Origin of the sequence: Clostridium thermosuccinogenes (assembly GCF_002896855.1) — a bacterium.
In the GTDB taxonomy this organism is placed as follows: domain Bacteria; phylum Bacillota; class Clostridia; order Acetivibrionales; family DSM-5807; genus Pseudoclostridium; species Pseudoclostridium thermosuccinogenes.
Map to the genome: position 1 here is coordinate 358,994 of NZ_CP021850.1, position 13,716 is coordinate 372,709.

The 13,716-nt window shown below is 35.2% G+C and carries 11 protein-coding genes and 1 pseudogene; all 12 read left to right on the plus strand.

The annotated features are described in order from the left end of the window. Window positions 1-15 precede the first annotated feature (15 nt). Window positions 16-963 carry an ATP-binding cassette domain-containing protein gene (locus CDO33_RS01620; protein ID WP_103083318.1) on the plus strand — a complete coding sequence of 316 codons (948 nt, stop codon included), beginning with the start codon at window positions 16-18 and terminating at the stop codon, window positions 961-963. Continuing rightward, complete coding sequence (locus CDO33_RS01625) at window positions 956-1,735, plus strand: ABC transporter permease (RefSeq protein ID WP_103083317.1); 780 nt, start codon at window positions 956-958, stop codon at window positions 1,733-1,735. Before CDO33_RS01620 ends, CDO33_RS01625 begins: the two co-directional genes overlap by 8 nt. 1 nt (window position 1,736) lies before the next feature. Beyond that, complete coding sequence (locus tag CDO33_RS01630; RefSeq protein ID WP_103102759.1) at window positions 1,737-2,501, plus strand: ABC-2 family transporter protein; 765 nt, start codon at window positions 1,737-1,739, stop codon at window positions 2,499-2,501. After that, a complete protein-coding gene (locus CDO33_RS01635; RefSeq protein WP_103083263.1) occupies window positions 2,502-4,634 on the plus strand; it encodes a radical SAM protein in 2,133 nt (710 codons plus the stop codon). A 50-nt stretch (window positions 4,635-4,684) separates the two neighbouring features. Further along, window positions 4,685-5,797 (plus strand): radical SAM protein, encoded by a 1,113-nt coding sequence (locus CDO33_RS01640; protein WP_103083264.1) that lies wholly within the window; start codon window positions 4,685-4,687, stop codon window positions 5,795-5,797. 567 nt (window positions 5,798-6,364) lie between these two features. Beyond that, on the plus strand, window positions 6,365-7,870 hold the full coding sequence (gene istA, locus CDO33_RS01645) for an IS21 family transposase (protein WP_103083304.1): 1,506 nt from the start codon (window positions 6,365-6,367) through the stop codon (window positions 7,868-7,870). After that, window positions 7,863-8,588: an IS21-like element helper ATPase IstB gene (gene istB, locus CDO33_RS01650; protein WP_103083303.1), complete on the plus strand. Its 726-nt coding sequence runs from the start codon at window positions 7,863-7,865 to the stop codon at window positions 8,586-8,588. Before istA (CDO33_RS01645) ends, istB (CDO33_RS01650) begins: the two co-directional genes overlap by 8 nt. Window positions 8,589-8,679: 91 nt before the next feature. Further along, window positions 8,680-10,095: pseudogene (gene istA, locus CDO33_RS01655) on the plus strand (IS21 family transposase); the annotation flags it as partial. Continuing rightward, a complete protein-coding gene (istB, locus tag CDO33_RS01660) occupies window positions 10,089-10,814 on the plus strand; it encodes an IS21-like element helper ATPase IstB (RefSeq protein ID WP_103083312.1) in 726 nt (241 codons plus the stop codon). The pseudogene istA (CDO33_RS01655) and the gene istB (CDO33_RS01660), both read left to right, overlap by 7 nt. A 105-nt stretch (window positions 10,815-10,919) precedes the next feature. Beyond that, the gene (locus CDO33_RS01665) at window positions 10,920-11,351 is read left to right on the plus strand and encodes a helix-turn-helix domain-containing protein (protein ID WP_103083160.1); all 432 of its coding nucleotides are present in this window, start codon (window positions 10,920-10,922) and stop codon (window positions 11,349-11,351) included. A gap of 19 nt (window positions 11,352-11,370) precedes the next feature. Continuing rightward, a complete protein-coding gene (locus tag CDO33_RS01670; protein WP_274540113.1) occupies window positions 11,371-11,877 on the plus strand; it encodes an IS630 family transposase in 507 nt (168 codons plus the stop codon). A gap of 420 nt (window positions 11,878-12,297) precedes the next feature. After that, window positions 12,298-13,710 (plus strand): Wadjet anti-phage system protein JetA family protein, encoded by a 1,413-nt coding sequence (locus CDO33_RS01675; protein WP_103083162.1) that lies wholly within the window; start codon window positions 12,298-12,300, stop codon window positions 13,708-13,710. The last annotated feature ends 6 nt before the right edge of the window (window positions 13,711-13,716 follow it).

Consider the following 13,716-nt stretch of genomic DNA (forward strand, 5'->3'; position numbering starts at 1 on the left):
AATATGGGGGAAACAATGGGGATTAAAGTTAAGAACATAAATAAAAAATATCATTATTATGTAAATACAGGCTTATTCAAAAGAGAAAAAAGATACATTAATGCTGTGAAAGATGTAAGCTTCGATGTAAATAACGGAGAAATATTGGGCTTGGTAGGTTCCAATGGGGCAGGAAAAACTACTATAGTCAAGATGACTTCAGGGATATTGCTTCCGGACAGCGGTAAAATTGAAGTGAACGGCGAAGATCCCTTTAAAAAAACTAAGAAATTTAAAAAAGACGTGAGCCTTTTACTGGGTCAAAAAGGAAAGCTGCACCCCGATATGTCCATATATGAAATATCTTTGCTGTATGGTTCCATGTATGGATTATCAAAATCAGAAATCCTTCGCAGAATTGATGAAATGTCGGAGATTTTAAATCAGGAAAAGCAACTGTTAGAAAAGCAGACCCGTTCCCTGTCTCTAGGGCAAAGGATGAAGGGTGAAATTAGTCTTGCCTTTATAAACAATCCTAAGGTTATTTTCTTAGATGAGCCTACATTGGGATTAGATGATAAATCGAGCAGAAACATTAGGGTGTTCTTAAGAGAATACTGTAAGAAAAACAATGCATCTATTATTCTCACGAGCCATAATCTTCAGGATATTAAAGATATTTCTACCAATCTTCTAATTATAAAGGAGGGTAGGGTTGTTTATTTAGGCAAAATTGAAAATTTACCCAATGAATTTGATAACAATGTACGTTTAAGCTTTACAATCGACAGTTCTAAAAGAGAAAAGCTGGAAAGGCTGTATCCTACGATTAAAATTGATAACGACAGGTGCCATTATGAATGCAATAAAAATGATGTGGATCAAATTCTGAATGAATTATATCAGATTTCAAAAATAACAGAGTTAACCATAGAGGAAAAAGAACTGGGAAATATGATAGAGGAGTTATTAGAACGTGAATAGGAAATTTTACCATAATGCAATAAAATTCCAGGCAAACTTATTTTTTAAATACAAATCATACGTAGCATTATCCTTTTTAGGTGATTTAGCAATACCTATAATTATTAATGTATTGTTTATTGTGGGGGTAATTTCAAAAGATACTTCATACTCGATTCCCAAAATCATCATATATGTGGTATTGACAAATGTGCTGTTTACCGTCACTATGACGGACATGGAGAATCGGATTTCCTATGATATCAGATCATATCAGCTTGCTTATAAGCTATTGTCTCCAATAAGCCCTTTAAGGAATTATATAGTTAATGACTTGGCGATAAAGCTTGTAAAAACTTTGACCTTTTATGTGCCGTTTTTGGTGGTTATTGCTTTCTTCGAGCGTGTATCTGTAATGACCATCTTGCTTACTGTAATAAGCATATTGATCGCATGCAGCATCGGATACAGCATCTCATTTATTATAGGCACGCTATCCTTTTGGCTCACAGAGATTTGGGGAATCAGCGCCATTAAGAACCTGGTAATTGCAGCATTTTCGGGGACAATATTTCCGCTTTATATTCTGCCGGAGCATGTCCAGTCGATTATATATAAAACCCCTTTTCCGTATATAAGCTATGTGCCTACTTCTATTTTGATGGGAGAGCATACTTATATAAACGCATGGAATACAATACTAACCGGCTGTCTTTGGTCTTTTGCGCTTTTAGTTCTAAGCAAGGTCTTATGGAATATAGGAATAAAAAAATACGAAAGTGTTGGGGTGTAAAATGTTAACGGCTTCAATAATTTTTGGTGTGAGAAAAGCTTTAAGATATAGAATTAATTTGATAAGTTGGTTTATAGCAGATTTTTCGCTCTATTTCTCCGTAATAATATTGTATGAGCTATTGTTTACTAGATTCAGTGATTTAGGCGGATTTGATAAGACTCAAATGGGTATGTATATATCTACCTATTTTCTTGTAAACAATATTTTTGCAATATTTTTTTCAGAAGCTGTTTCGATATACGGAGATTCTATAACGAACGGAAATTATGTATATTATTTATTGAATCCATACGGCACTGTAAGGAGTATTATTTCATTGAATTTCAATTTTGCACCACTGTTATCAACTCCATTTTTACTGGCAATAAATATTTACTTTATGTTAAAATTCGAGCTTCAGCTGTTCAATGTGTTAATTTACTATTTAGGTATAATCAGCGCAGTTTTCATAATGACCTTTTTTATGCTCTTATTGTATTCATTTTTGCTGTTTGGCATACGGTTGGGCACGGTCAGTGCTGGGATTTCACAATTATTTTCTATAGCCGAAAAGCCTAACACGACCTTTAATGTAAAAGTGAGAAGATTCTTTACATATATTATTCCTGCATTTATGTTCAGTGCCGTCCCAAGCAGTATAATAATCGGAAATCCTGATAAGAATGAAATCATTGCCTTATTTGTGCTGCCACTAGCTTTCTATTTGTTATTTAAAATTATAGAGGTCTTTGGTTTGAAAAAATATAAAGGGGATGGTTACTAAATGAAAATATATGATGAGTTAGTAAAGTACAATAGTAAAACTATGTTGACGAAAAAAGATTTACTACTTGAGTTTATTGTTAATGAACATTATAAAAAAGATAATGATTTTGTCTATCCATATTATATCAATATATATATGACATCAAAGTGTAATGCTAGATGCATGTTTTGCTGTGCTGATGGAGGTAACGGTGAGTATGATTATGATATCGCTAATAATATAAGAAAAAAATTAGAAAAAGAAATAAAGCCATACAATCCATTGATTGTATCGTTAGGAGGGGGAGAAGTTATGCTTTTCCCTAAGGAATGTTTAAAGTATATAAAAATTTTTGATAAAGACACGTGTATTTTTTTACTAACTAATTTAAATTATTCTATCAACAAGGAACATTTAAAGGTTTTTGAAGAAATGGAAAAACATGCATTCTCGTGTATTCAAACAAGTATAGATTCATTAGAATTAAGTACAATAGGGTATTTAAGAAAAGGTACGGATTTTAACAAAGTAATTAAAAATATCCAATATATTATAAAAAACTTTGATATAGACTTAAAAATAAATGTTACTATATCCGAACATAATTATAATGAAATTAATAATATATTGAGATTTTGCTTAAATGAGGGAATTAAGAATATTCATTGCAACTTTCTACTGCCATTTGGTAGAGCAAAAAGAGATGTGAATTTGGTATCGTTTTTTAAAATACTTAAGGGACTTGAGAATGTAGTGAAATTTAATAATGATTTCTCTGATGAGATTACGATAAGTATTCCAATTGAGCTAGTAATGACTAATTATTTATTCAATTTATCAGGTAGAGGTAATTTGAATGAAATAGAGAAATTAGATTCAAAGCAATATGTCTGCAATATTTTGGTTCATGAAAATCTATGTAAAGCAGGGTGGGGGGATTCTAAATTAATTAGAATTAAGAATACTTCAATAATAGATGCTTTTAAGCTATCAAAAAATTCAAATAATAATTACAGAACTAAGTTTTGTAAGCAATGTAAATTAGCAGATATATGCGAGAAGTCATCGTATTATTTAGATAAATGCCTAATACAACTTTTCATTGAAAAAATGAAAAGTCTATTATCACATGAAGACAAAAGCTCAGCAAGGGAAACCGCAAGAAATTTTGTTTATGATCTTTGCAGAAATGAGTCAAAATATTCTTGTATTGAGTTGATTGTTACTTCTAAATGTAATGGCAAATGTAATTTTTGTCAAGCTATGGGAAGCCATGATGATAAGTGTTGCTACTTTAATATTAAAGATTTGAAAGAGTTTATTGGTGAGAAAAGAGTTCATGTTACTATATCGGGTGGTGAACCTCTTATTAAGCAAAAAGAAGTGATATCAATTATTAAGTTAATTAAGAATAACAAGAATTCGATAATCACATTGTTGACAAATTTAAGCCTTATATCAGATGATTTTATAGATGAGATAAAGAAAAATTTTGGGTATTATGATGTAATACAAGTATCTATTTATTCTCATGATCCTGTTAAACATAAGATAATGAGTGGAAGAAATGACTTTCATGTAATTACGAATAATATCATTAAAATGGTAGAAAAAGAAATTCCTCTTAGAGCTAATTTAGTACTTACTAAAGACAATTTATATGATTTAGATGATACATTTAACTATTATAAAGGATTAGGTGTTGATCATATTAATATAAGTTGTTTATTAGATAAAGGTTTGGCTAAGGGTCAATTGACGGAAGAATATTTACTTTCGTATTTATTCGAAATATATGAATTTACAAAAAAAGGATATGAAGGATATAATTTTGCTTTACCGATAGAGTTATTAAGGGCTTATCATAATTGCAATATGTTGTTTAATGAAAATAGTGACACAAAAGGCAATTACAATAAAGAAGTAAAAAGCACTTCACTGTTTGTGAATTATGATGGAACCGTGTATGATTCTATAACAAAAAAAGCTATTGGTAGCCTATCCGAATTGAGAATAGAACAATTAGATAAGAAAACATATAAATTTAATGATAGTTTATGTGAAAATTGCAAATCTAACATATATTGTGGAGGATATGCGTTATTTATTAATAATAACTTTATATCATATTGCTCAAATAAAATACAATAGAAGTAAAACTACGCTAAACATTATTGTAAACTTTTTGGTGGTGAAATCTAATGATATATTTTGAATTTTATGGTATGAAGTGTTCTTTTGATCCTGTTACCAAAAGGCTTATTACACCTATCGGTAATTTGTTTTTTAAACCTTCTACAAGGAACTATGAAAGAAGAATTTATATTATTTTTTCCAAAAAGTGCAATCTCAAATGCACTTATTGTTTTCAAAAGAATGATGTAAAAAATGATTGTGCATTTTCAGAGTCTGACATATACAATATATTAAAAAATGAAGTAGATAAATTTGATGAAATTGTGTTATTTGGTGGAGAACCGTTTATTTCAGAAAATATCAATTTTATAAAGAAATTACTTAATGAATTGCCAAAATCAAACTTCATTGTTTTTACAAACGGTAATTATGATTATAATTATAATATATTGCTATCCCAACATAGTGACCAATTCAATTGTGTTGTTTTTACTATAGATGGAATTGAAGAAATACACAATAGAAAAAGAATTAATAAGCAAGGTAATTCATTTAAAAATGCAATTGAAAATTTAGTAAATATAAATAAACTGGGAATACACTCAAGCTTACAAATCAATGTTGATAAAAATAATATCAATAATGTTGATGATTTTATGGATTATTTGCTAAATTCAAATATTATAATTGATCACATTGAGTTGAATCCCGTGAAATATGTTAATAATGCTTTAACTCAAAGAGAATTATTAACAGCATATTTTAGTTTAAAGAAAAAATATAAATTTTTAAATATTTCATTGAATAATAGGACCATTAATAATTTAGTATATCTTCTTACAGGAAATGATTTATTTATTAACAGATGTGGCTTGAATACGAGTGTCGTTTGCGATTTTTCAACAAAACAAATATATGCTTGTCCGCAAAATGAATCTAGTATAATTGGTTCAATAACTAATGATAAATTAGTATATTCACATAGTAAAATATTTAGGGAAATCTCCTGTATAGAATATAGTAATAGTAATTGTAAAAATTGTGAACTGAATTATCTTTGCTCATATGGTTGCCCTTATGAAATATTGAATTATGATAATTGTAAAGAGGAATTATTAAATAATTTAAATATCATTTTGAACAATATTAATGATATTATTAGGTTAAATATTCAATAAAGTTGCTAAGGAATCATTTAGTGGTAGAAAAAAGATATGTTTTATATTATAAATGTACGGTGTTTATTGCATAATGTAATTGAACAAAGTTGCAAAAAGAATTCCCCACTTTTGCAATAGTAAATTCCCCATAATTGCAAAAGGCCATTGAAGGCACCACCCCAGAATAATATCCTTGTAGTAGGTTGGGGAAAACGGCTACAAGGAGGAATGGAGGATGCTATCAATGACCCAAATTAAGGATATCAGAAAAATGTATTTTGAGGAAAGGAAAAATATTAGCCAAATAGCTAAAGAAACTGGTTACGACCGTAAGACAGTAAAGAAATATCTGTGTATTGTAAAATAAAAGTACAGCAAGTTGCCACGTAAAAGTGCAGCAGCTTGCCAAACAAATTTGAGAATATTTTACAGTAAATATTAATACAACTTTCACTGCGGTTGATTTCTATCGTCAACGGCAGGCATATTTAGCTATTCATGATTTTGATAGAAGAAAAAAACATTGCCAGCACCCAATTAAAAATAGTACCCTTTAGTTGTCAATGCTAAGGGGGTACGGAAAGGATGCTAACAATGGCTGATATTAAGTATATCAAAGATTTATCGGATAAGAAAGGCTTATCCTTACGAGAAATTTCAAGAATAACCGGTTTTAACTTCAGAACTGTCCAGAAATATGTGGATAAGGATGATTGGTCAAAACCATTAACCAGAAAAAAGAACAGCAAAAGTGTACTTGACTCATTTGCAAAAACTATTGATGAATGGCTGGAAGCCGATTTAAAGGCACCAAGGAAACAGAGACATACAGCCAAAAGAATATATAATCGGCTTAGTAAGTTATACAAAGATGAATTTACTGTATCATATCGAACTGTTGCCAGATATGTAGCAGAAAAGAAACGAAAACTATATGGAAGCAATGAAAGCTATATCCCGCTTTATCATCCTGCCGGGGAGGCGCAGTTAGACTTTGGAATGGCAGAATTTGTGGAAAACGGGATTCGATATGAAGGCTGCTATGTGGCCATGTCTTTCCCATACAGCAATGGCGGTTACATACAGGCCTATAAGGGAACCAACATTGAATGCCTGCTCCAGGGTATGCAAAATATATTCAATCACATGGGACGAGTTCCCACCTGTATATGGTTTGATAACGATAAGGCTGTTGTAAAGAAGATATTGACTAACGGTGAGAGGGAAGTTACAGACGCATTCAACAGATTTCGACTGCATTATGGTTTTGAGAGTAATTTCTGCAATCCCGACAGTGGGCATGAAAAAGGGCATGTGGAAAACAAGGTAGGCTATTCAAGAAGAAATATGCTGGTTCCGGTGCCGGAATTCAAAGACCTTCAAGAATTTAATAAGAACCTGCTGATCGAATGTGATGAAGATATGCATCGTAAGCACTACTTAAAAGATATCCTCATTAAAACTCTGTTTGAACAGGATAAGAAAGCAATGAAACCTTTGCCAAAAGCTGAGTATGAGATCTACCGTCTTGAGAAAGTGAAGTCCGATAAATACGGGAAAGTGAACTTTGAAAACAGAAAATACTCTGCCAGTCCTGAGCATGCTCAAAGGGAGCTTTTTGTGAAAGCCAATGCTTTCAATGTCTGGATTCTTGATGATCAGTATCAGGTTGTTCAATGGCATAACCGATTATATGGAAAACAAAAAGAATCTATGAAATGGGAACCCTATCTGGTACTGATGAGTAACAGACCAAATGCCATAAAATATACCGGCTTTTTTCAGCAGTTGCCCCAAACATTGCAGGAGTACCTTTCTGGCTGTGATTACGAGCAAAAGAAAGCTACCCTAAGAATGCTGAAGAAGATGGTTGCTAACAGTGAGCTTGAAACAGCAGTGGATGCTTTTAACTACTGTGTTCAAAAAGGTATACAAGACTTGGATAGTATATGGGCCCGTTATTACAGTATGGTCTTCGCAAATGCTCCCATACCTGATATTGTTGTGAAAGATGAAATCCCTTGTCTGTCATATGAGGTGAATAACTCAATCTACGACGACCTGCTTGAGAGGGGGCTTCCTCATGCATGAACTAATTGCTGCCTACTGTAACACTCTAAAACTTGGCTCAAGAATTGCCAAGAATTATTCGCAGATTGAGGCCGAGACCCATGAGGAATTTCTTGCTAAGCTTTTGGCTATGGAAATAGAGGCCAGAGAACTCAATCGTAAAAATGCCCTGCTGAAGCAAGCGCAATTTGATGTCTTGAAAACCTTTGGAGACTTTCGGTTTGAAAAGATGAGTATACCCAATACTATCGATGTAGAAGCTATTAAAACAGCTTCTTTCGTTGACAAAAAGGAAAACCTGATTCTCTATGGATCTGTTGGGCTTGGGAAAACTCACCTGGCTACGGCAATGGGTGTGGAAGCCTGTAACCGTGGGAAAAGGGTAAGGTTTTTCCGCACATCTTCACTTGTTAATCAACTATTGGATGCCAAAGCTGAAGGAAGCCTTAAACGTTTTATGAAGCAATTGAATAAGGCAGATTTGATTATTTGCGATGAATGGGGTTTCATTCCATTTGAAAAAGAGGGAGCGCAACTTTTATTTCAGGTTATATCAGACTGTTACGAACGCAAAAGTCTAATTATTACTACTAATTTAGAATTCAGTAAATGGAACAGTATTTTCTACGATGAAAAGCTAACAAGCGCAATCATTGATAGAATTATTCATCACAGCCACTTAATTGTATTTGAAGGTTCAAGTAATCGTTTAGAGAACTCCTTGATGAAAGTACGATAAAAATTCATACCTTATATTAACAAAATTGGATTGCTTGGGTGCTGCATTTTTCTTGTCATTTTGATGCATTTCTAGTTGACAAAACACAAAATATCTTGATAAAGATGACTGGAATAAAGAACAGCCAAAAGTAAGGGAAAAAACTGCATTTCCAAAGCTTGACCCATACAAGCCGGACATTGATGCTTGGCTTTCTGAGGATAAAAGAACCAGGCGTAAACAAAGACACACAGCAAAACGAATATATGAGCGGCTGTTAGAGAAGTACAAGGATGACTTTGGCTGCTCCTACAGAACTGTTGCAGGATATGTGGCAGTAAAGAAAAAAGAGATCTTTGGTAAAAACAAAGGTTTTCTACCGTTAGAACATATACCAGGAGAAGCACAGGTAGATTTTGGTGATGCCGATTTTTATGAAAAAGGTAAGTTATACAGCGGTAAATACTTAAACTTATCGTTTCCATACAGTAATAAAGGATATATCCAAGTTTTCAAGGGAGAAAACCAGGAATGTCTGTTTGAAGGCTTAAAAACGATATTTGAACACATAGGCGGAGTGCCACCAAGGATATGGTTTGATAATGCAAGCACTATGGTTACCAAGGTAATGAAAAACGGAGAGCGGACTCTGACTGATGACTTCTTGCGGTTTATGGAACATTACCGTTTTGAAGCAGCCTTTTGTAATGTGGGAGCCGGACATGAAAAGGGTAATGCAGAAAACAAGGTTGGATATCATAGACGAAATATGCTGGTTCCGGTACCACGGTTTGAAAGTATCAGCAAATTTAATAAAGAGCTTCTGCTTCAATGTGAAGAGGATGCGAAAAGAGAGCATTACCGTAAGGAAAGGACAATTGAAGAGTTATACAAGGATGACGCTGCATCCCTTTTGGAACTACCCAGAGTAGCCTTTGATACAAGCAAATACATAAATGTAAAGACAAATGGATATGGTAAATTTCTGATTAACAATGGCTTACACGAATATTCTGTAGCACCTAAATATGCAAATACATATGTATTGGTTAGGCTAACTGCCTTTGAGGTAATAGTGCTTGATGAAAACTATCGTGAGATAGTGCGCCACGATAGGCTTTACGGTGACCATAAACAACAAAGCATGCAGTGGTTGCCTTACCTTAACCAATTGGCGAGATGCCCAGGCGCATTGAAATACACAGGCATATATCAAATGCTGCCACAGCCTGTAAAAGAGTATTTAGAAGATTTGAGCAAGCAAGATAAGGGAAAGGTGTTAAAGGCCATTGCCAATCTGACACAGAAAAGCAGCTTTGAAAAAGCAGTAGAAACAGTAAGCACTGCACTATCCTACGGCGCCGCTGATATAGACAGTTTAATAAATCTACACAGCCGGCTACATGAAAAAGTATTGCAGCTTGAACCGGTGCGCCTGCCTGATCATATACCGCAGTTAAAAAGGTATGAGCCAAATTTTATGGTCTACGACGAGAGTCTTAAGAAAGCAGGTGTAGATGGATGTTAGTATCTGATATTGCTGTTTGCTGTAAGAGACTTCGCTTAAGCAAAAACATCGTGGAAATGTCGGGCAAAATACAAGCAGAAAGCCATCAGGAGTATTTGCTTAAACTACTTCAAGCAGAGATTACGCATCGTGAAAAAGTAAGGAAAGATAAGCTGATAAAGAAAGCTGGTTTTTATACCATAAAGACATTTGAGAGCTTTAGGTTCGATGAAGTAACACTTCCTGGTGGTATCACGCCAGAATACCTTAAAGAATGCGAGTTCATCACAAACAAGACCAATATTGTTATGTATGGCAATGTGGGTACTGGCAAGACCCATCTTTCCATTGCATTAGGAGTAGAGGCATGTAAGAAAGGTTTAGAAGTTAGGTTTTTTAGGACATCGGCACTTGTAAACAAACTGGCAGAGCAAAAGAAAGCCGGAACATTATCTGCTTTTTTAAAAGCACTTAATAAAGCCGACTTATTGATCTGTGATGAGTGGGGTTATGTCCCTCTTGACCGGATAGGAGCGCAACTCCTGTTTGAAGTAATATCTGAGTGCTATGAACGAAAGTCGGTAATCATTAACACCAACATAGAGTTTTCAAGGTGGGTAAATGTGTTTTATGACGAGCAGATGACAGGAGCTATCATTGACCGGATACTTCATCATTGCCACTTGTTGCTCTTTCCTGGCCAAAGTAATAGGCTGAGGGAATCAACATTAAACACATGAGAATTTAGCAGATAAAACTACTGGGGTTAACATAAAAATTCCACATCGGTGCCTGAGGAAAAAATTTTGCAAAAGTGAGGAATTTTCTCTTGCAAAAAACACTACATGGTGGTGCTTTATCACCTAAAAGGATATCTTAACAAAGACATCGCCAAAATGGTTGAGTTGTGCCAGCATACTGTCGGTATATACGTAAATAAATACAAAGAAAATGGTCTTAATGGTCTGGCTCTTCGCCACAGCCCCGGCGCACCTCGTATGCTCACAAGTGAGCAGGAATCCAGGTTGGTGGAGGTTATCACAACCCATACTCCTGATGAAGTCGGCTTTCCAAACCGGAAGAACTGGTATGTAGATATTATCAGGCAATGGGTACATGATAACTTCGGAGTGCATTACAGTTACACCGGAATGATCGATGTGCTGCATCGGCTCAACTTGAGTTACACCAGACCCACATACACATTAGCCAAGGCAGACCCTCAGAAACAGGAGGAATTCAAGCAGGAGTTCGAGCTTTTAAAAAAACCTACTTGACGGAAAAATTGACCATCTGCTGTTTGAGGATGAGTCCATGATCCGTGATTACCAGGCAATCCAAAGAACATGGTTTCTCAAAGGTAAGCAGCGGATCATCCCTACATATGGGAAGCATGAAGGAGTAAAGCTTCTTGGAATTCTCAATTATGAAACTGGGTATGTGCACTGTGTTGAGGAAGAACGCTATGATGCAGAAATATTTCTGGCATTCCTCAAGGGAGTTCTCAAGCTTTATCCAACTGGCAAAATCGTCATGATCCTGGACAATGCCCGTATCCACCACGCAAAGCTACTGGAACCATTCCTGAAGGAGAATAAAGACAGGTTACAATTTGTATTCCTGCCATCCTATAGCCCCAAGCTTAACATGATTGAGGGCTTGTGGGGTTGGCTCAAATCTGAAGTTATTAACAATGTCTTCTTCTCCTCTGTGAAGCAGATACGTAAAGCAGTTCAGGGTTTTATTAATTCAATTTCCAAGGTTCCCTCGCAGGTTATTAATAGGTTATGCCTGCGAATGTAATATCTTTATCGTAACTTATATAGATAGAAAACAAAAATTTTAACTATTTTCATAGGCTGAATTTCTTACCGGAGATAGTATATCCGGTTTCCATAAACAGAAAACTTTTCAGACCCCCATGGTAAGGATGAGGTCACCAGTTCGACTCTGGTTGAGGGCTCCAACTTGAAAAGACGTATCCGATAAGGATGCGTCTTTTTTGTTTGAATCTGTATACGAATAACTGATTACTTCACTTAGACAAAGCGCTTTGCTGGCAGAGCATGCGAATCAAAAACCGAGCAATACAAGGAAAGCGAACGGCGAGGAACGGAGCATATGAGATATGTTACTTCTACTAAAAAGAACAGATGCAATTTCCCATGAATAATGGTAAAATCATAAATAACTAAAATTATATGTTTGAAAGGTCACCCGCTCATGAAGTTGTTTGATGTAATTCCTGGAAACTTGTTTTCAATTTTGGTTTCGAAAAACAAGGCGCTTTATGCTGAAACATTGTTTGTTATCCGCAAAGCCTTCAAACAGGAGATGACAATCCGTAAGGAAGATTTGGTTTCCATGCTAATTTTCAACCTTGACGAAGCCATATTGGAGCTGGATATGGAAGCCGAGCAGGATGAATTTCAGGACGACGGAGCTGTAAAATCAGGCCAGAGCCTTTCGGCAAAAGCGCATCATCTTATCAGGAGGTTGGTGGAAACCGGATGGATCGAAGTCGAATATCAGGTTGATTCCTTTGAGGAAAACATTACATTGCCCGACTACTCGGTAAAGCTTCTGAATCTGTTATACTCCTTTACTGATGAAAATGTACGTGAATACAATTCTTATGTTTATTCCACATACTCGGCTCTCCGAACGGCAGATGCGGAGCGGGACGATTTTATGCTCAATGCGCTTATCACTGCCTATGATAACACAATAAAACTGGTTGATGAACTTAAAACCCTCCATAACAATATAAGAAGGTATCACCAGGCCCTGAATGAATACGCCACTGCCAATGATATTCTGAGAGGCCATTTTGATCAGTACAAGGAATTGATTGTTGATCGCATCTACCATCCGCTTAAGACCCTTGATTCAGTTCCAAGGTTTAAGATGCCTATCCTAAAAATTCTTGGCGATTGGCTTTCAGATTTGTCTGTGCGCCAAAAAATGGCTGCTCAGGCAGTACAGCGCGGGAAATATGCAAATGCGGATGAAGCTATGGAAAACATTATTGTTATGATGGGTGAAATGAGCGATATTTATGAAAACATCGACGGAATGCTTGAAGAGATCGACCGGAAAAATAACGCCTATACCAGGGCATCAATTGAGAAAATGCAGTATCTTCTCAACACTGACAGAAGCATCAAGGGAAAGCTTGTGGATATATTGTCCTCCGGCGATAAGCAAATTGACAAACTGATTGACCGGATGTCAGACTCGATCGATATTTTCCGGCAGGGATTCATTGACGAGAAGTCCCTTTATACCAAGAGGAATGCAAATGCCAGAAAAGAAGGAACTCCTCTGCCATTAAAGGAAACTGTCATAGATGACAAAGAGCTTGAGTCCATTATTAAGAAGATGAACCGCTTATACAACCATCAGCAGGTATTGGCCTTTGTCGACAGGCTGATGGCCGGCAGACATATAATTAACAGCAGCGATATAAAGCTTGAAAACGATGATGATTTTATACTGCTTATTCTCGCTGCCCTGAAAACCGGAGAAAAAGGACTTCCGTACAAGGTGGAATTTGGACGGGGTACCATGGACTGCTGCGGATATAAGATACCTGAAATGAGATTTATGAGATTTATAAGGAAAGGAAATATATAAATGTGG

Excerpts from the sequence above, each read along its gene's own strand:
- CDO33_RS01640 (WP_103083264.1), top strand. The coding sequence starts at position 4,685 with ATGATATATTTTGAATTTTATGGTATGAAGTGTTCTTTTGATCCTGTT.
- istB (WP_103083303.1), top strand. The coding sequence starts at position 7,863 with ATGCATGAACTAATTGCTGCCTACTGTAACACTCTAAAACTTGGCTCA.
- CDO33_RS01675 (WP_103083162.1), top strand. The coding sequence starts at position 12,298 with ATGAAGTTGTTTGATGTAATTCCTGGAAACTTGTTTTCAATTTTGGTT.
- istB (WP_103083312.1), top strand. The coding sequence starts at position 10,089 with ATGTTAGTATCTGATATTGCTGTTTGCTGTAAGAGACTTCGCTTAAGC.
- CDO33_RS01635 (WP_103083263.1), top strand. The coding sequence starts at position 2,502 with ATGAAAATATATGATGAGTTAGTAAAGTACAATAGTAAAACTATGTTG.
- CDO33_RS01630 (WP_103102759.1), top strand. The coding sequence starts at position 1,737 with ATGTTAACGGCTTCAATAATTTTTGGTGTGAGAAAAGCTTTAAGATAT.
- CDO33_RS01620 (WP_103083318.1), top strand. The coding sequence starts at position 16 with ATGGGGATTAAAGTTAAGAACATAAATAAAAAATATCATTATTATGTA.
- CDO33_RS01665 (WP_103083160.1), top strand. The coding sequence starts at position 10,920 with ATGGTGGTGCTTTATCACCTAAAAGGATATCTTAACAAAGACATCGCC.
- istA (WP_103083304.1), top strand. The coding sequence starts at position 6,365 with ATGCTAACAATGGCTGATATTAAGTATATCAAAGATTTATCGGATAAG.